At 66.8% G+C, this 17,949-nt stretch carries 14 protein-coding genes and 1 tRNA gene; 2 read left to right on the top strand and 13 right to left on the bottom strand.

Annotated features, from left to right (window positions below; translation table 11 throughout):
• Positions 1–169: 169 nt before the first annotated feature.
• From fusA to rpsL, 3 genes are read right to left on the bottom strand one after another with little or no spacing between them, the layout of a single operon-like run.
• The gene (gene fusA / locus ACFOGJ_RS02395; RefSeq protein WP_379897820.1) at positions 170–2,245 is read right to left on the bottom strand and encodes an elongation factor G; all 2,076 of its coding nucleotides are present in this window, start codon (positions 2,243–2,245) and stop codon (positions 170–172) included.
• A gap of 33 nt (positions 2,246–2,278) precedes the next feature.
• Positions 2,279–2,749, bottom strand: a complete 471-nt coding sequence (rpsG, locus tag ACFOGJ_RS02390) for a 30S ribosomal protein S7 (protein WP_379897818.1) — start codon at positions 2,747–2,749, stop codon at positions 2,279–2,281.
• 33 nt (positions 2,750–2,782) lie between these two features.
• Positions 2,783–3,154, bottom strand: coding sequence for a 30S ribosomal protein S12 (rpsL, locus tag ACFOGJ_RS02385; protein WP_379897817.1), 372 nt, complete (start codon positions 3,152–3,154; stop codon positions 2,783–2,785).
• A 629-nt stretch (positions 3,155–3,783) separates the two neighbouring features.
• Between rpsL and ACFOGJ_RS02380 the strand changes: the two genes are divergently transcribed.
• Together ACFOGJ_RS02380 and ACFOGJ_RS02375 are read left to right on the top strand one after the other, a co-directional pair.
• On the top strand, positions 3,784–4,323 hold the full coding sequence (locus tag ACFOGJ_RS02380; RefSeq protein WP_379897816.1) for a carboxymuconolactone decarboxylase family protein: 540 nt from the start codon (positions 3,784–3,786) through the stop codon (positions 4,321–4,323).
• A gap of 191 nt (positions 4,324–4,514) precedes the next feature.
• Positions 4,515–4,913 (top strand): response regulator, encoded by a 399-nt coding sequence (locus tag ACFOGJ_RS02375; protein WP_379897815.1) that lies wholly within the window; start codon positions 4,515–4,517, stop codon positions 4,911–4,913.
• Between the two features lie 136 nt (positions 4,914–5,049).
• On the opposite strand, the gene rpoC is transcribed toward ACFOGJ_RS02375, so the two are convergent.
• The 10 genes from rpoC to ACFOGJ_RS02325 form a co-directional block, all read right to left on the bottom strand.
• The gene (gene rpoC / locus ACFOGJ_RS02370) at positions 5,050–9,432 is read right to left on the bottom strand and encodes a DNA-directed RNA polymerase subunit beta' (protein ID WP_379897814.1); all 4,383 of its coding nucleotides are present in this window, start codon (positions 9,430–9,432) and stop codon (positions 5,050–5,052) included.
• A 91-nt stretch (positions 9,433–9,523) separates the two neighbouring features.
• Positions 9,524–13,615, bottom strand: coding sequence for a DNA-directed RNA polymerase subunit beta (gene rpoB / locus ACFOGJ_RS02365; protein WP_379897813.1), 4,092 nt, complete (start codon positions 13,613–13,615; stop codon positions 9,524–9,526).
• A 377-nt stretch (positions 13,616–13,992) separates the two neighbouring features.
• Positions 13,993–14,376, bottom strand: a complete 384-nt coding sequence (gene rplL / locus ACFOGJ_RS02360; RefSeq protein ID WP_379897812.1) for a 50S ribosomal protein L7/L12 — start codon at positions 14,374–14,376, stop codon at positions 13,993–13,995.
• Positions 14,377–14,446: 70 nt separating this feature from the next.
• Complete coding sequence (rplJ, locus tag ACFOGJ_RS02355; protein ID WP_379897811.1) at positions 14,447–14,968, bottom strand: 50S ribosomal protein L10; 522 nt, start codon at positions 14,966–14,968, stop codon at positions 14,447–14,449.
• A 392-nt stretch (positions 14,969–15,360) separates the two neighbouring features.
• A complete protein-coding gene (gene rplA / locus ACFOGJ_RS02350) occupies positions 15,361–16,065 on the bottom strand; it encodes a 50S ribosomal protein L1 (RefSeq protein ID WP_379897810.1) in 705 nt (234 codons plus the stop codon).
• A gap of 4 nt (positions 16,066–16,069) precedes the next feature.
• Positions 16,070–16,495, bottom strand: coding sequence for a 50S ribosomal protein L11 (rplK, locus tag ACFOGJ_RS02345; protein WP_379897809.1), 426 nt, complete (start codon positions 16,493–16,495; stop codon positions 16,070–16,072).
• A 158-nt stretch (positions 16,496–16,653) separates the two neighbouring features.
• Positions 16,654–17,184: a transcription termination/antitermination protein NusG gene (gene nusG / locus ACFOGJ_RS02340; protein ID WP_379897808.1), complete on the bottom strand. Its 531-nt coding sequence runs from the start codon at positions 17,182–17,184 to the stop codon at positions 16,654–16,656.
• A gap of 94 nt (positions 17,185–17,278) precedes the next feature.
• Positions 17,279–17,476, bottom strand: coding sequence for a preprotein translocase subunit SecE (gene secE / locus ACFOGJ_RS02335; protein ID WP_379897807.1), 198 nt, complete (start codon positions 17,474–17,476; stop codon positions 17,279–17,281).
• Between the two features lie 157 nt (positions 17,477–17,633).
• A tRNA-Trp gene (locus ACFOGJ_RS02330) sits at positions 17,634–17,709 on the bottom strand.
• 159 nt (positions 17,710–17,868) lie between these two features.
• The coding region (locus ACFOGJ_RS02325) for an EF-Tu C-terminal domain-related protein (protein WP_379897821.1) at positions 17,869–17,949 on the bottom strand (81 nt) is incomplete at its 5' end.

The following is a 17,949-nucleotide window of genomic DNA, read 5'->3' as shown; positions in this document are numbered from 1 at the left end:
GCGACGTCTTGCCATGGTCGACGTGACCGATCGTCCCGATGTTGCAGTGCGGCTTCGTCCGCGAAAACTTCTCTTTGGCCATCGCGCCGTACTCCGTCGCTTTCCGTCTTAACCGTTGTTTCCCTGATCCCGGCCGCGGCCGGGACCCGTATTCCGTTCAGTCCGCCGATCAGGCCATCTTGGCCTGGATCTCGTCAGAAACCGCCTGCGGCACCTGCTCGTAATGGTCGAACTGCATGGTGTAGTTCGCCCGGCCCTGGGTCATCGACCGCAGGTTGTTCACATAGCCGAACATGTTGGCCAGCGGCACCTGGGCGTGGATCACCGTGGCATTGCCGCGGGGCTCGCTGCCGGTCACCTGGCCGCGCCGGGACGACAGGTCGCCCATCACGTCGCCGACGAAATCCTCCGGCGTGACGACCTCGACCGCCATCATCGGCTCCATCAGCTTCACGCCGCCCTTCGGCGCCACCTCGCGGAACGCGGCGCGCGCCGCGACCTCAAAGGCCACCGCCGAGGAGTCGACCTCGTGATAGGCACCGTCATAGAGCACGGCCTTGAAGTCGATCACCGGGAAGCCGGCGAGGACGCCGGATTCCGCGGCCGACCGGATACCCTTCTCGACCGCCGGGATGAACTCCTTCGGCACGTTGCCGCCGACCACCTCGCTGGAGAAGGTGATGCCGGCACCGGCTTCCTGCGGCTCGAAGCGCAGCTTGATGCGGGCGAACTGGCCCGAACCGCCGGTCTGCTTCTTGTGCGTGTAGTCGATCTCGGCCTGGCGGGTGAAGGTCTCGCGGTAGGCGACCTGCGGTGCGCCCACATTCGCCTCCACCTTGAACTCCCGCCGCATGCGGTCGACGATGATGTCGAGATGCAGCTCGCCCATGCCCTTGATCACGGTCTGGCCGCTCTCGGGGTCGGAGGCGACGCGGAAGGACGGGTCCTCCGCCGCCAGGCGGCTGAGGGCCATGCCCATCTTCTCCTGGTCGGCCTTGGTCTTCGGCTCGACCGCCACCTCGATCACCGGATCGGGGAACTCCATCCGCTCCAGGATCACCGGCTTCAGCGGGTCGCACAGGGTGTCGCCCGTGGTGGTGTCCTTCAGGCCCGCAATCGCGACGATGTCGCCGGCGCAGGCCTCCTTGATGTCCTCGCGGCTGTTCGCGTGCATCTGCAGCATGCGGCCGATGCGCTCGCGATTGCCCTTCACCGTGTTCATCACCGACGAGCCGGTCTCCACGGTGCCGGAATAGATGCGCACGAAGGTCAGAGTGCCGACGAACTGGTCGTTCATGATCTTGAACGCCAGGCCTGCGAAGGGCTCGTCGTCGGAGGTCTTGCGCTTCACCTCCTCGCCGGTATCCGGCACGATCCCCTTGATCGCGTCGACATCCTTCGGCGACGGCATGAAGTCGACCACGGCGTCCAGCATCGGCTGCACGCCCTTGTTCTTGAACGCCGAGCCGCACATCACCGGCACGAACATGCCGCCGATCGTACCCTTGCGGATGCAGGCGAGCAGGGTCGCCTCGTCCGGCTCGTTGCCCTCCAGATAGGCCTCGAGCGCCGCGTCGTCGGCCTCCAGGGCGGTCTCCACCAGGCGGCCGCGATATTCCTCCGCCCGATCGGCCAGGTCGGCCGGGATGTCCTCGGTGGAGAACTTGGCGCCCAGCTCCTCGCCGCTCCAGACCAGCGCCTTCATGCGGATCAGGTCGATGATGCCGGCGAAATCGCTCTCGGAACCGATCGGCAGATGGATCACCAGCGGGCGCGCGCCCAGCCGGTTCTCGATCATGTCGACGCAGCGATAGAAGTCGGCGCCCATGCGGTCCATCTTGTTGACGAAACACATGCGCGGCACGCCGTACTTGTCCGCCTGGCGCCACACCGTCTCCGACTGCGGCTCCACGCCGGCGACGCCGTCGAACACCGCAATCGCGCCGTCCAGCACCCGCAGGGACCGCTCCACCTCGATGGTGAAGTCCACATGGCCGGGCGTGTCGATGATGTTGATGCGATGATCTTTCCAGAAGCAGGTCGTCGCAGCCGAGGTGATGGTGATCCCCCGCTCCTGCTCCTGCTCCATCCAGTCCATGGTGGCCGCGCCGTCATGGACCTCGCCGATCTTATGCGACACACCCGTGTAGTACAGGATGCGCTCGGTCGTCGTGGTCTTGCCGGCGTCGATATGCGCCATGATCCCGATGTTCCGATACCGGTCATAGGGGGTCTTGCGCGGCATGTCTCGCTCTCCCGTGAGCTGGAATGCGCTGGATTACCAGCGGTAGTGGGAAAAGGCCTTGTTGGCGTCGGCCATGCGATGCGTGTCCTCACGCTTCTTCACGGCGGCGCCACGATTGTTCGAGGCGTCCAGGAACTCGTTCGCCAGGCGATCCTCCATGGTGTTCTCCGACCGGTTGCGGGCGGTGGAGATCAGCCAGCGGATCGCCAGCGCCTGGGCGCGCTCGGCGCGCACCTCGACCGGCACCTGGTAGGTGGCGCCGCCGACCCGGCGGGAGCGCACCTCGACCTGCGGGCGGACATTGTCCAGCGCATCGTGGAAGATGCGCAGCGGGTCCTGGCCGGTCTTGCGCTCGATCTGGTCGAACGACTTGTACACGATGCTCTCGGCGGCGGACTTCTTGCCGTCGTACATCAGCACGTTCATGAACTTGGACAGCACCCGGTCGCCGAACTTCGGGTCCGGAATGATCTCGCGCTTTTCAGCCGCGTGACGTCGTGACATCGCTTTCCGTCGTCCTTCCCTAGAACCCGGTGATCACTTCGGCCGCTTGGCGCCGTACTTGGACCGGCGCTGGCGACGGTCCTTCACGCCCTGCGTATCCAGGACACCGCGGATGATGTGGTAGCGCACGCCGGGAAGGTCCTTCACGCGGCCGCCGCGGATCATCACCACGGAATGTTCCTGAAGGTTATGCCCCTCGCCCGGGATGTAGCTGGTCACCTCGAAGCCGTTGGTCAGGCGCACGCGGGCGACCTTCCGCAGCGCCGAGTTCGGCTTCTTCGGCGTGGTGGTGTAGACGCGGGTGCACACCCCCCGCTTCTGCGGGCAGGCCTGCATGGCCGGCACCTTGTTGCGCACCGCCGGGGCCTTGCGCGGCTTGCGGATCAGCTGGTTGATCGTCGGCATGCCTGTCTGTCCTAACTCCGTCCGACCTGAATTCGTCTCGTAACCTGTCGCCCTGCCGGTCCGGTATCGCCGGGTTGCCCGCAGGGCATTTAAGCCAACCATCGCTGCCGCAGCGCCTGTCTGTTCCGCCGGTCGCGCCGCGAGCCGGCGCAGATACGGCAAAGAAACTGACCGGCGCGACGCCGCAGCTTTTCAACGTTCGGGCCCAGTGCCTCGGCAGAGGGGCCGTCGCTCTTATGGAACCGCCGCCGGAGACCTGCCCCGCGGTAAGGCGGGTCCGGATCGATCCGTTGGCCGTCAGCCTGCTGCCGCGCCGGGCCTGCGATCGGCAACTGGCCGAATGCCCTGATACGGAGACAGCAAGCGGGACGCCGCCCGTGACGGCGGCGCCGAAAAGTTCGCGCATATTACTCAGGGCGGCGCCGGGGTCAACCCGTCAGGCAAAAAAAGTGCGTCAGACAGGCATTCCGCGTGGCCGAACCCGTGGTCACGGTGCGTGCAAGCCACCCCGGCGCCGCGCCCGGTTGCAGATCCGTGAAATCGCGCGACACTGGCTCGCGCCCCGCCGGCCGTGCGACCGGCGGGCACGAAGGGGGAGTATAGTGACGATGCCGGGCCCGAGAATACCCTTGCTGAACGAATCCGTCGCGACAGGGGAGGCGGCCGAACTCCTGGCCTCGAGCCATGTCGGCGGCCGGCTGCTGAACATCTTCCGCTGCCTGGCGCAGCATCCCAAGCTGCTGAAGCGCTGGCGGGTCTTCGCCAACCATGTGCTAGGCAAATCGACCCTGCCGCTGCGCGAACGGGAGATCCTGATCCTGCGCACCGGCTGGCTCTGCCATTCCGCCTACGAGTTCGGCCAGCATACCGAGATCGGCAGGGATTGCGGCCTGACGGACGAAGAGATCAGCCGAATCACCGAGGGCCCCGACGCGCCGGGCTGGAGCGAGGACGACCGGCTGCTGCTGCTGGCGGCGGACGAGCTGCGCACCGAGCAGCGGATCAGCGATGCGACCTGGGCCGGGCTGGCCCGCCGCTGGGACCGGCAGCAGATGATGGACATCGTCTTTACCGTCGGGAACTACACCCTGGTGGCGATGGCGCTGAACAGCTTCGGGGTACCGCTGGACGCCGGCGTGCCCGGCTTCCCGCGGGGACGGTCGGGCTGATGCCCGGCACCCGGCATCGCCCCGGCGGCGGCGCCGACGGCGAGCACGACGGCGACCGGGCGGAGGACGCCGCCGATCCTAGCCATACGACCGATCGGCAGGCGACCGCGGCTGCCGCAGACTGCGATTCTGCCGGAGCCGCGGCACCGGCGGAGCGGGATGCCCCACAGTCCCCGGCGCAGGAGCAGTCGATGCCCGTCCGCGTGGTGATCATCGACGATGTCTATCTGAATGCGCGCCTGATCGAACAGGCATTGCGCGGCCTGGACGGGATCGTCACCGAGATCTTCCAGGGGCCGCACCAGGCGCTGGAACGCCTGGCCTCCGGCCCGGTCGACCTGATCATCCTGGACTACCGCCTGCCGGGCATGAGCGGCACCGACGTGCTGAACCGGCTGCGCGCCATGCCGCATCTCAGCGCTGTGCCTGTGCTGGGCATCACCGGGGTCACCGACCCGTCGGCGATGGACGCCATGCAGCGTGCCGGCGCCAACGACCTGCTGCGCAAGCCGATCAACCCGGAGGTGCTGCGCGACCGCTGCGCCCGCCTGATCTCCCGCCACCAGCTGCGCGGCACCGGCGGCGGCTGACCCCCGCCGCCCGGGCTGCGCGCCCGACAGCCCTGCGCACCCGACAGCCCTGCGCGCAGCCAAGAAAAAAGCCCCGGCCGACCGGCCGGGGCTTTCTTCGTTCTGAAGCGGCGGGCCCTGCCCGCGCCCCGTGCGGCTATTCGGCGGCGTCGGAACTGCCGCTATTGGCCTCCTGCAGCTCCTGCTCCAGGGCATCGCCGGCGACGGCGGCCTGCAGCTCCGATTCCAGGGCATCGGCGAACTCGCGGTCGCGCTCGGCCGCGACATGGCGCAGCCGGCTGACCATCGCACCGGTGCCCGCCGGAATCAGGCGGCCGACGATGACGTTCTCCTTCAGGCCGACCAGGCTGTCGACCTTGCCGGACACCGCCGCCTCGGTCAGCACGCGGGTGGTCTCCTGGAAGGAGGCGGCGGAGATGAACGACCGGGTCTGCAGGCTCGCCTTGGTGATGCCCAGCAGGACCGGGGTGGCGGTGGCCGGCTTCAGCCCCTCCGCCTCGGCCTTGGCATTCACCTCCTCGAACTCGACCCGGTCGACCTGTTCGCCCGACAGGAAGGTGGTCTCGCCGGCATTGTCGATCTCGACCTTCTGCAGCATCTGACGGCAGACCGTCTCGATATGCTTGTCGTTGATCTTCACGCCCTGCAGGCGATAGACCTCCTGGATCTCCTTGATCAGGTAGTGGGCCAGTTCCTCGACGCCGAGCACCTTGAGGATGTCGTGCGGCGCCGGATTGCCGTCCACCAGGTGATCGCCGAGAGCCACCAGGTCGCCCTCCTGCACCGCCGCGTGCCGGTCCTTGCTGATCTCGTACTCGATCAGCTCGTTGTCGGACTCGGAACGGACGCCGATGCGGCGCTTCGCCTTGTAGTCGCGGATATACTCCACCCTTCCGTCGGCCTGGGCGATGATCGCATGGTCCTTCGGCCGCCGCGCCTCGAACAGCTCCGCCACCCGCGGCAGACCGCCGGTGATGTCGCGGGTCTTGGTGCTCTCCAGCGGGATACGCGCCAGCACGTCGCCGGCATGCACCTTGGTGCCGTCCGTCAGCGAGAGGATCGCGCCCGCCGGCAGGTGGTAGCGGGCCTCCTGCCCGTTCGGCAGCACGATCACCTCGCCGGCCTCGTCACGCAGGGTGATGCGCGGCCGCAGCTCGTCCTCCTTGTCCTTGGACTTCGACTGCGGCTTGTAGTCCACCACTTCCAGCGAGGAGATGCCGGTGGCCTCGTCGGTGACCTCGCGCATCGTCTTGCCGATGACCAGGTCCCGATAGCCGGCGACACCCTCGCGCTCGGTGATGATCGGCCGGGTATAGGGGTCCCATTCTGCCAGGCGGGAGCCCTTCTCCACCTTCGCACCCTCCGCATGCAGCAGGCGGGCGCCGTAGGGCACCTTGTGGCGGGCACGCTCGCGGCCGTTCTCCGCCACCAGCACGACCTCGCAGTTGCGGCCCATGACGACGAGCCGGCCGCGGCTGTCCTCCACCAGGTTCTTGTTCTCGATCTTCACCGTGGCGTTGTAGGCCGCGTCGATGCTCGACTGCTCCGCCACCTGGGCGGTGCCGCCAATGTGGAAGGTCCGCATCGTCAGCTGGGTGCCGGGCTCGCCGATCGACTGGGCGGCGATCACGCCCACCGCCTCGCCGATATTCACCGACGTGCCGCGGGCCAGGTCGCGGCCATAGCACTTGCCGCAGACGCCACCCTTGCTCTCGCAGGTCAGCACGGAGCGGATCCGCACCCGCTCCACGCCGGAGCGGTCGATGGTGTCGACCAGCACCTCGTCGATCAGCTCGTCGCGGGCGCAGATCACCTCACCCGACAGCGGATCGACGACATCGTCGACCGCGGTCCGGCCCAGGATCCGCTCGCCGAGGGTGGAGACCACCTCGGCGCCGTCCAGCACCTCCTGCACGGTGATGCCGGCTTCGGTGCCGCAATCCTCCTCGACGATGATGCAGTCCTGCGCGACGTCGACCAGGCGCCGGGTCAGGTAGCCGGAATTCGCCGTCTTCAGGGCGGTGTCGGCCAGGCCCTTGCGGGCCCCGTGGGTGGAGTTGAAGTACTCCAGCACGGTCAGGCCTTCCTTGAAGTTGGAGATGATCGGCGTCTCGATGATCTCGCCCGACGGCTTCGCCATCAGGCCGCGCATGCCGGCCAGCTGGCGCATCTGGGCGGCGGAGCCGCGGGCGCCGGAATGCGCCATCATCCAGATCGAGTTCACGCCCTGGCCGGTGCCGCCGGTGGAGATGACCTTCATCATCGCCTCGGCGACCAGCTCGGTGCACTGCGACCAGGCGTCGACCACCTTGTTGTACTTCTCGCCCTGGGTGATCAGGCCGTCCTGGTACTGCTGCTCGAACTCCGCGACCTGCTTCTTGGTCGCCTCGACCATCGCCTCCTTGTCGACCGGCACCACCATGTCGTCCTTGCCGAACGAGATGCCGGCGCGGCAGGCGCGGCTGAAGCCCAGGCCCATCATCCGGTCGCAGAAGATCACCGTCTCCTTCTGCCCGCAGTGGCGGTAGACGGTGTCGATGACCGACGTGATCTCCTTCTTGGTCAGGATCCGGTTGATCAGGTCGAAGCCGATCTTCGGATTCTTCGGCAGGATGTCGGCCAGCAGCATCCGGCCCGGGGTCGCCGTGACCTTCAGGATGATGTCGTTGCCATCCTCGTCGACCGTCTTGAAGCGGCCGCGGATCCGGCTGTGCAGCTTGACCGCGCCGGCATCCAGCGCGCGCTCGATCTCGCCGATCTGGGCATAGGCCGGGACCCGCTCGATCAGCGGGTCGCCGGACAGCACCTTGGTGGCGTCGCCGACCGACTGGGGCTTCGGCAGTTCCGCCCCCGTCTTGCGGTCGAAGACGATCACCTCGTCCGCGGTCCAGGCCCTGAACAGCATGTCCGCATCGTCGAACGACACGGTCAGGCCCAGCGGCACCGGCTGCTCCTGCGTCATGTAGTAGAGGCCCAGTACGATGTCCTGGCTGGGCACGATGATCGGCTTGCCGTTCGCCGGGCTCAGGATGTTGTTGGTCGACATCATGAGCACGCGGGCTTCCAGCTGCGCCTCCAGCGACAGCGGCACGTGCACCGCCATCTGGTCGCCGTCGAAGTCGGCGTTGAAGGCGGCGCAGACCAGCGGGTGCAGCTGGATCGCCTTGCCCTCGATCAGGGTCGGCTCGAAGGCCTGGATGCCGAGGCGGTGCAGGGTCGGCGCCCGGTTCAACAGCACCGGATGCTCGCGGATCACCTCTTCCAGGATGTCCCAGACCTCGGGACGTTCCTTCTCCACCATCTTCTTGGCCATCTTCACCGTGGCCGCGAGCCCCTTCAGCTCCAGCTTGGCGTAGATGAACGGCTTGAACAGCTCCAGCGCCATCTTCTTCGGCAGGCCGCACTGGTGCAGCTTCAGCTCCGGACCGACGACGATCACCGAACGGCCGGAATAGTCGACCCGCTTGCCGAGCAGGTTCTGCCGGAAGCGGCCCTGCTTGCCCTTCAGCATGTCGGAGAGCGACTTCAGCGGCCGCTTGTTGGCGCCGGTGATGACCCGGCCGCGGCGGCCATTGTCGAACAGCGCGTCGACCGCCTCCTGCAGCATCCGCTTCTCGTTGCGCACGATGATGTCGGGCGCGCGCAGCTCGATCAGCCGCTTCAGGCGGTTGTTGCGGTTGATCACGCGGCGGTACAGGTCGTTCAGGTCGGAGGTCGCGAAGCGGCCACCGTCCAGCGGCACCAGCGGGCGCAGCTCCGGCGGGATCACCGGGATCACGGTGAGGATCATCCATTCCGGCCGGTTGCCGGACTCGATGAAGCTCTCGATCAGCTTCAGCCGCTTGATCAGCTTCTTGCGCTTGGTCTCCGAGGTGGCGCGGGTGTCCTCGGCCAGGTCGCCCAGCTCGCCGCGGATCTCGGTGCGTTCCTTCTCCAGTTCCAGGCCGGAGAGAATGTCGCGGATCGCCTCCGCACCGATCTTGGCGGTGAAGGCGTCGTCGCCATATTCCTCCTGCGCCTGGATGTACTGGTCCTCGCTGAGCAGCTCATGCTTCTTCAGCGGGGTCAGGCCCGGCTCCAGGACCACGAAGTGCTCGAAGTACAGCACCCGCTCCAGGTCCTTCAGGGTCATGTCCAGCAGCAGGCCGATGCGGCTGGGCAGCGACTTCAGGAACCAGATATGCGCCACCGGCGAGGCCAGCTCGATATGGCCCATGCGCTCGCGGCGCACCTTGGAGAGGGTGACCTCCACGCCGCACTTCTCGCAGACGATGCCGCGATACTTCATCCGCTTGTACTTGCCGCACAGGCACTCGTAGTCCTTGATCGGACCGAAGATGCGGGCGCAGAACAGGCCGTCGCGCTCCGGCTTGAAGGTGCGGTAGTTGATGGTCTCCGGCTTCTTGATCTCGCCATAGGACCAGGACCGGATCCGCTCGGGGCTTGCGATCGAGATCTTGATCTCGTCGAAGTTCAGCGTGTTGGCCGGCTGGCCGAAGATGTTCATCAGGTCGTTCATTTGACGCGCCTCCTGGGGCTTGTCATGGCACCACCCGGCGGCCGAAGCCGCCGGGCGGGCCGGAAGGATGTGAGGAGTTCGTTCCGGCCGGTCAGAAACCGCTCTGCTTCAGCTCCACGTTCAGGCCGAGGGAGCGCATCTCCTTGACCAGAACGTTGAAGCTTTCCGGAATGCCCGCCTCGAAATTGTCCTCGCCGCGGACGATCGCCTCGTAGACCTTGGTGCGGCCGGCCACGTCGTCCGACTTCACCGTCAGCATCTCCTGCAGGGTGTAGGAGGCGCCGTAGGCCTGCAGCGCCCAGACCTCCATCTCGCCGAAGCGCTGCCCGCCGAACTGCGCCTTGCCGCCCAGCGGCTGCTGGGTGACCAGGCTGTAGGGGCCGATCGACCGGGCGTGGATCTTGTCGTCCACCAGGTGGTGCAGCTTCAGCATGTAGATGTAGCCCACCGTCACCTTGCGATCGAAAGCCTCGCCGGTGCGGCCGTCCACCAGGGTGACCTGGCCGGAATGGTCCAGACCGGCCTTGTCCAGCATCTGGACGATATCGGCCTCGATCGCGCCGTCGAACACCGGGGTGGCGAAGGGCACGCCGCGGCGCAGGTTGCCGGACATCTCGACGACGGAATCGTCGTCGAGCTTCGCGACACCCTCCTCGTACTGCGCGTCGCCATAGACCCCCTTCAGCAGGGTGCGCAGTTCGGTGGCCTTCTCGCCATTGCCGGCGACGCTCTCCAGCACCTCCGTGACCCGGCGGCCGATGCCATGGCTCGACCAGCCCAGATGTGTCTCCAGGATCTGACCGACATTCATGCGGCTGGGCACGCCCAGCGGGTTCAGCACGATGTCGACCGGCTGGCCGTCCTCCAGGTAGGGCATGTCCTCTTCCGGCAGGATGCGGGAGATGACGCCCTTGTTGCCATGGCGGCCGGCCATCTTGTCGCCGGGCTGCAGCTTGCGCTTCACAGCCACGAAGACCTTGACCATCTTCATCACGCCGGGCGGCAGCTCGTCGCCGCGCTGCAGCTTCTCCACCTTGTTCTCGAAGCGGGCCTGCAGGCGGTCCATCATCTGGTCGTGCTGGCGCTTCAGCGCCTCGACCCGCTCCATCACCTCGTCGGCACCGACGGAGATCTGCCACCAATGGGCGCGCGGCAGGCCCTGCAGGGCCTCCGCCGTGACGGTCTTGCCCGACGGCAGGGCCTTCGGGCCCTTGATCACGTCATGACCGGTCAGCAGTTCCTGCAGCGCGGCATAGATGCTGCGCTCCAGGATCGCCTTCTCGTCGTCGCGGTCCTTGGCGAGGTTCTCGATCTCCGCCCGCTCGATGGCGAGCGCACGCTCGTCCTTCTCCACGCCGTGGCGGGAGAAGACGCGCACCTCGACCACCGTGCCGGTGACCCCCGGCGGCACCCGCAGGGAGGTGTCGCGGACGTCGGAGGCCTTCTCGCCGAAGATCGCCCGCAGGAGCTTCTCCTCCGGGGTCATCGGGCTCTCGCCCTTCGGCGTGATCTTGCCGGTCAGGATGTCGCCGGCGGCGACCTCGGCACCCACATAGACGATGCCGGCCTCGTCGAGGTTGCGCAGGCCTTCCTCGCTGACATTCGGGATGTCGCGGGTGATCTCCTCCGGGCCCAGCTTGGTGTCGCGGGCCATCACCTCGAACTCCTCGATATGGATCGAGGTGAAGACGTCATCCTTCACGATCCGCTCGGAGATCAGGATGCTGTCCTCGAAGTTGTAGCCGTTCCAGGGCATGAAGGCGACGAGCACGTTCCGGCCCAGGGCCAGCTCGCCCATCTCCGTCGACGGGCCGTCGGCGATGATGTCGCCCGCGCGCACCGCATCGCCCACCTTCACCAGCGGCCGCTGGTTGATGCAGGTGTTCTGGTTGGAGCGCTGGAACTTCATCAGCTTGTAGATGTCGACGTTGGACTGCGACAGGTCCTCGTTCTCCGTCGCGCGGATCACGATACGGGTCGCGTCGACCTGGTCGACCACGCCGGTGCGGCGGGCGGCGATGGTGGCGCCGGAATCGCGGGCCACCGTCTCCTCCATGCCGGTGCCGACCATCGGCGCATCGGCGCGCAGCAGCGGCACTGCCTGGCGCTGCATGTTGGAGCCCATCAGCGCGCGGTTGGCGTCGTCGTTCTCAAGGAACGGGATCAGCGCCGCGGCGACGGAGACCAGCTGCTTCGGGGAGACGTCGATATAGTCGATCTGGTCAGGCTTCACCATCTGGAAGTCGCCGCCCAGGCGGCAGCTCACCAGCTCGCTGATGAAGCGGCCTTCCTCGTCCAGCTCCGCATTGGCCTGGGCGATGGTGTACTTGCCCTCTTCCATCGCGGTCAGATAGACGACCTCCTCGGAGGCGCGGCCGTCGATGACCTTGCGGTAGGGGCTCTCGATGAAGCCGTACTGGTTCACCCGCGCATAGGTCGCCAGGGAGTTGATCAGGCCGATATTCGGGCCTTCCGGCGTCTCGATCGGGCAGATCCGGCCATAATGGGTCGGATGCACGTCGCGGACCTCGAAGCCGGCGCGCTCGCGGGTCAGGCCGCCCGGGCCAAGCGCCGACAGGCGCCGCTTGTGGGTGATCTCCGACAGCGGGTTGGTCTGGTCCATGAACTGGCTGAGCTGCGAGGAGCCGAAGAACTCCCGCACCGCCGCCGCCGCCGGCTTGGCATTGATCAGGTCATGCGGCATGACCGTGTCGATCTCCACCGAACTCATGCGCTCGCGGATCGCCCGCTCCATGCGCAGCAGGCCGATACGGTACTGGTTCTCCATCAGCTCGCCGACGGAGCGCACCCGCCGGTTGCCCAGATGGTCGATATCGTCGATCTCGCCGCGGCCGTCGCGCAGGTCGACCAGGGTCTTGATCACCGACAGCATGTCCTCGGTGCGCAGGATCCGGACATTGTCCTCCGTCTCCAGGCCCAGGCGCGCGTTCATCTTCACCCGGCCGACGGCGGACAGGTCGTAGCGTTCGCCGTCGAAGAACAGGCCTGAGAACAGGGCCTCCGCGGTCTCCGGGGTCGGCGGCTCGCCCGGCCGCATCACCCGGTAGATCTCGTACAGGGCGGCCTCGCGGCTCTGGTTCTTGTCCGCCACCATGGTGTTGCGGATATAGGCGCCGCGCATGACGTCATCGACGTCCAGGGTCGGCAGCTCGTTGACGCCGATCGTCTCCAGGGTCTCCAGCGCCGCCTCGGAGATCTCCTCGCCGGCCTCGACGTAGATCTCGCCGGTCTCCATGTTGACCATGTCGTTGGCGCAGTAGCGCCCGATCAGGTCGGCCTTGTTGACCTGCAGCTGCTTGACGCCCTGCTCTTCCAGCTTCTTGGCCAGGCGCGGGGTGACCTTGGTGCCGGCGGACACCACGACATTGCCGGTCGCGGCGTCGATCAGGTCATGCGCCACCCGCAGGCCGCGCAGCCGCTCGGCATTGAACTCCGTCGACCAGTTCTGGCCGTCGAAGCGGTAGATCACCTTCTCGTAGAAATAGTCGAGGATCTCTTCCGAGGTCAGGCCCAGCGCGAACAGCAGGGTGGTCACCGGCAGCTTCCGCCGCCGGTCGATGCGGACATAGACGATGTCCTTGGCGTCGAACTCGAAATCCAGCCAGGAGCCGCGATAGGGGATGATCCGGGCGGCGAACAGGTACTTGCCCGACGGATGGGTCTTGCCGCGGTCATGGTCGAAGAAGACGCCCGGCGAACGGTGCATCTGGCTGACGATCACGCGCTCGGTGCCGTTGATGATGAACGTGCCCTTGTCCGTCATCAGCGGCATGTCGCCCATGTAGACGTCCTGCTCCTTGATATCGAGCACGGACTTCGCCTGGGTGTCGGGATCCACCTCGAAGACGATCAGGCGCAGGGTGACCTTCAGCGGCGCGGCGAAGGTCATGCCGCGCGCCATGCACTCGTCGACGTCATATTTGGGCGGATCGAATTCGTAGCGGACGAATTCCAGGCTGGCGGTCTCCGAGAAGTCCTTGATCGGGAAGACCGACTTGAAGACGCCCTGCAGGCCGGTATCCGGACGGTCGTCGATATCGACCATCAGGAAGCTGTCGTAACTGGATTTCTGAACCTCGATCAGGTTCGGCATGGCCGCCACGGAGGGGATACGGCCGAAAGTCTTGCGGATGCGCTTGCGCTCGGTGAGGGAGAGCGGCATTTCTGCTCCTCGTTCCGACTGACCGGCCATCACCACATGGCCGGCAGCCGCCGCGTCTGGGTGCGCGGCAGCATGCGACGGTGTCTTGCGCGGGCCCATTATCCCGCCGGGCGACCGTCAGCGCCCCAATCCCTTCGACCGTGCCGGCCGCGCAAATGGCGAAAAGGCGCCCTGCCCGCCTCCCATCCCCTTTCCAGGGGCGGGTCGCGGGGGCGTCCTATTTCGTCTGCGTCTATGCCCTGCACTGCATTCCGGCCGGGCCGGGAGCCGGCGAAGGCGCCGGCCCGGCGGGGATGCAGTCCGGAGCGTCCGCCGCCCCCGGGTCGGGCAATGCCTTCCCGGGAGCGGCGGCGCAAACCGTCTTACGTCAGGCCGTCTTACTTCAGCTCGACCTTGGCGCCGGCACCTTCCAGCTGCGCCTTGATCTTCTCGGCCTCTTCCTTGGTCGCGCCTTCCTTCACCGGCTTCGGCGCGCCCTCGACGAGGTCCTTGGCGTCCTTCAGGCCCAGGCCCGTGATCGCGCGGACTTCCTTGATGACCTTGATCTTCTCAGCCCCGGCATCGGCCAGGATGACGTCGAACTCGGTCTTCTCTTCCTCGGCCGCGGCCTCGCCGCCGCCGGCCGCACCCGGCATCGCCGCCATGGCGACCGGCGCCGCCGCGGACACGCCCCACTTCTCCTCGAGGATCTTCGCCAGCTCGGCGGCCTCGAGCACGGTCAGCTCGGACAGCTCGTCGGCAATCTTCTGCAAATCAGCCATATCGGTTCTCTCTTCGTCTCTTTCCAGCCGCGCGTGTCAGAATGGCGCGGCAAGGTTCTGGATTTCCGCCTTACGAGGCCTGCTCTTCCTTCGCACCGTATGCGGCCATGACCCGGGCAAGCTGTCCGGCGGGCGCCTGCAGGACGCCGGCGACCTTCGTCGCGGGCGCCTGGATCAGGCCCACCAGCTTGCCGCGCAGCTCGTCCAGCGATGGCATGGTGGCCAGGGCCTTCACGCCGTCGGCATCGAGCCGTGTCTCACCCATCGCGCCGCCCAGGATCACCAGCTTCTCGTTCGCCTTGGCGAAATCGACGCTGGCCTTGGCTGCCGCCACCGGATCGTCGGAATAGGCAATCGCCGTCTGCCCGACGAACAGGTCCTGCAACGCTTCATACGGAGTTCCGGCAAGGGCAAGGCGCGTGAGGCGGTTCTTGGTCACCTTGAAGCTGGCACCCGCATCACGCATCTGCCGCCGAAGCTTCGTCGCCTCGAACACCGACAGACCCGTGTAGTGGGTGACCACCACCACGGAGGTCCTGGAGAAGACCTCGTGGAAGTGGGCGACCAGCTCCTCTTTGGATGATCGATCCACCTGTCACCTCTTCCTTGTTGCTTCGGCACCGCGCCACCGCGATACGCTGCGGCGGGCACGGCACCCCTCACTTCCTGCCCCGGAAATCCGCGAACCGCCGCCTCGGACCTTGGGCCGCCCGGGAGATCCCCGGCCGCTCCCGCAGAGAACCGACAAATTCACGCAACTCCCGTCTGTGCAGGCGTCCGGCCGCAACCGGCGGCCTTCGCCTTAAGTCCCGCCACCCTGGCTCGCATTCGGGCGGGACACCTGCAGTCTCGGACAGGCGGACCCGGCGGCGTGCCGCCGGCTCCCCTTGCTGACGGGCTGATGCCCGGCAGCAATCCTCAAGTACTCTGGCTGACGGGCTGATGCCCGGCAGCAATCCTCAAATCAAACCGCGGACAGCCGTATCAGGCGGTCCCGGCGGTGATGCTACCCACATCCACCCGGACGCCTGCGCCCATGGTGGACGACAGGGCGATGCGGCGCAGATAGACACCTTTCGCCCCGCTGGGCTTCGCCTTCACGATGGCATCGACGAAGGCGCGGATATTCTCCGCCAGCTGCTCCTCGGTGAAGCTGGCCTTGCCGACGCCGGCGTGCAGGATGCCCGCCTTCTCGACCCGGAACTCCACCTGGCCGCCCTTCACCGCCTTCACGGCGCCGGCGACATCGGCGGTGACCGTGCCCAGCTTCGGGTTCGGCATCAGGCCGCGGGGGCCCAGCACGCGACCCAGCCGGCCCACCACGGCCATCATGTCCGGCGTGGCGATGCAGCGGTCGAAATCGATCGTGCCGCCCTGGATCGTCTCCGCCAGGTCTTCCGCCCCGACGATGTCGGCGCCGGCCTCGCGGGCCTCGTCCGCCTTGTCGCCCTTGGCGAAGACCGCCACGCGGACCGCCTTGCCCGTGCCGTTCGGCAGGGAGACGACGCCGCGGACCATCTGGTCGGCATGACGCGGGTCCACACCCAGGTTGACCGAGACCTCGACCGTTTCGTCGAACTTCGCGGTCGCCCGGGTCTTCACCATCTTGACCGCCTCATCCAGCGGATAGCGGCTGTTGGGGTCGACCCCTTCGCGCACCGCCTTCAGGCGCTTACCAATTCCCGACATTGCCCTACTCCGTCACCTGGATGCCCATGGAGCGGGCCGAGCCCGCCACCATCCGTGCCGCCGCCTCGATGTCGTTGGCATTGAGGTCGACCATCTTCTGCTGGGCGATTTCGCGCACCTGATCCATGGTCACCGAGCCCGCGGTGTCCTTGCCAGGCGTCTTGGAGCCGGACTTCAGGTTCGCCGCCCGCTTCAGGAAGAAGCTGACCGGCGGGGTCTTGGTCTCGAAGCTGAAGGAGCGGTCGGCATAGACCGTGATCACCACCGGGATGGGCATGCCCTGCTCCACCCCCTGGGTCTGCGCGTTGAACGCCTTGCAGAACTCCATGATGTTCACGCCACGCTGACCAAGCGCAGGACCGATCGGCGGCGACGGATTCGCCTGCCCGGCGGGCACCTGCAGCTTGATATAGCCACTGATCTTTTTCACCGTTTCATCCTCTCATGACACCGAGGCGCGTGGTCCGGCACGGATCACCTCCCACGCATGGGACCGAACGCGGCCCCAATCTCTCACTCAGTCCTGCACTCACTCAAATACGCAACAACGTTCCGCAAGCAATTGGTATTGCGGCCTTTTCGCGAAGGTCAGACCTTCTCGACCTGCGAATATTCCAGTTCCACCGGGGTGGCGCGCCCGAAGATCGAGACCGCGACCTTGATCCGCGCGCGCTCCTCGTCGACCTCTTCCACCATGCCGTTGAAGGAGGTGAAGGGCCCGTCGCAGACACGCACCTGCTCGCCCACCTCGAACACCACCGACGGCTTCGGACGCTCTACGCCCTCGCGCACCTGCTGGATGATGCGCTCGGCCTCGCCGTCGCTGATCGGCTGCGGCTTCGCGCCCGAGCCCAGGAAGCCGGTGACCTTCTGGGTGTTCTTCACCAGGTGGAAGGTCTCGTCGGTCATTTCCATCTTCACCAGGACATAGCCCGGAAAGAACTTCCGCTCGGCATTGACCTTCTGACCGCGCCGGACCTCGACGACCTCTTCGACGGGCACCAGCACCTCCTCGAACATCTCGCCCATATTGTTCTGGGCGGCCTGCTCGCGGATCGACTGCGCGACCTTCTTCTCGAAGCCGGAATAGACCTGCACGATGTACCAGCGCTTCGCCATGACTGCCTTGTCTACCTATCGTCTCGGCACCGCCTGCATCGGCAGCCCTCAGTCCCGAACGGCCCCGCCTTCCGGCGGCCGCCGCGCCGGACGCCTAGCGTCCCAGCCCCAGGACCAGCTGGATCAGGTAGCTCAGCGCCTGATCCACCACGAAGAAAAAGATCGCGACCAGGATCACCATGACAAACACCATCGCCGTGGTGATCAGGGTCTCCTTGCGCGTCGGCCAGGTGACCTTCGAGGTTTCCTGTCGGACCTGCCGCAGGAACGCCATCGGACCCGTACTTGCCATGCCTAAACCTGTTCCGCTCGCCGTCCGGATGCTGCCCCAGGGCCCCGCCCTGCGGCGCCCGGCCCGGGCGCGGACCCGCCAGGGTCGGCGCCAGAGGCCAAGGGCGGCCCCAGGGGCGGCCATGCCGGCGGGCCGGATCGGCCCAGATGCCACAGCGTGGCAGGAGTGGAGGGACTCGAACCCCCAGCCCCCGGTTTTGGAGACCGGTGCTCTACCAATTGAGCTACACTCCTATCGCGCCGCAGCGCGCCGCGCAATGTCTACAACACGTGAACATTGCGCGGCAACTTACTGAAAAACAAGGGCGAACGCCGAACTCAAACCTGGCATCGCGCCCGCCCGCCCGGTCAGGCCCGGCGGAAAGGTCCCGGGCCGCGGCCCGGGACGGCAACCTACTCGGTAATGGAGGAGACGACGCCGGCGCCGACGGTACGGCCGCCCTCGCGGATCGCGAAGCGCAGGCCCTCGTCCAT

Source organism: Marinibaculum pumilum (assembly GCF_042646425.1).
Lineage (GTDB): Bacteria > Pseudomonadota > Alphaproteobacteria > Ferrovibrionales > Ferrovibrionaceae > Marinibaculum > Marinibaculum pumilum.
Note: the sequence above shows the minus strand (reverse complement) of the source record. Positions and strands in the feature narration are given on the sequence as shown.

What these genes read in the sequence shown, in the direction of transcription:
- fusA (WP_379897820.1), bottom strand. Translation starts at nt 2,245, where the DNA reads ATGCCGCGCAAGACCCCCTATGACCGGTATCGGAACATCGGGATCATG.
- rpsG (WP_379897818.1), bottom strand. Translation starts at nt 2,749, where the DNA reads ATGTCACGACGTCACGCGGCTGAAAAGCGCGAGATCATTCCGGACCCG.
- rpsL (WP_379897817.1), bottom strand. Translation starts at nt 3,154, where the DNA reads ATGCCGACGATCAACCAGCTGATCCGCAAGCCGCGCAAGGCCCCGGCG.
- ACFOGJ_RS02375 (WP_379897815.1), top strand. Translation starts at nt 4,515, where the DNA reads ATGCCCGTCCGCGTGGTGATCATCGACGATGTCTATCTGAATGCGCGC.
- rpoC (WP_379897814.1), bottom strand. Translation starts at nt 9,432, where the DNA reads ATGAACGACCTGATGAACATCTTCGGCCAGCCGGCCAACACGCTGAAC.
- rpoB (WP_379897813.1), bottom strand. Translation starts at nt 13,615, where the DNA reads ATGCCGCTCTCCCTCACCGAGCGCAAGCGCATCCGCAAGACTTTCGGC.
- rplL (WP_379897812.1), bottom strand. Translation starts at nt 14,376, where the DNA reads ATGGCTGATTTGCAGAAGATTGCCGACGAGCTGTCCGAGCTGACCGTG.
- rplA (WP_379897810.1), bottom strand. Translation starts at nt 16,065, where the DNA reads ATGTCGGGAATTGGTAAGCGCCTGAAGGCGGTGCGCGAAGGGGTCGAC.
- nusG (WP_379897808.1), bottom strand. Translation starts at nt 17,184, where the DNA reads ATGGCGAAGCGCTGGTACATCGTGCAGGTCTATTCCGGCTTCGAGAAG.
- secE (WP_379897807.1), bottom strand. Translation starts at nt 17,476, where the DNA reads ATGGCAAGTACGGGTCCGATGGCGTTCCTGCGGCAGGTCCGACAGGAA.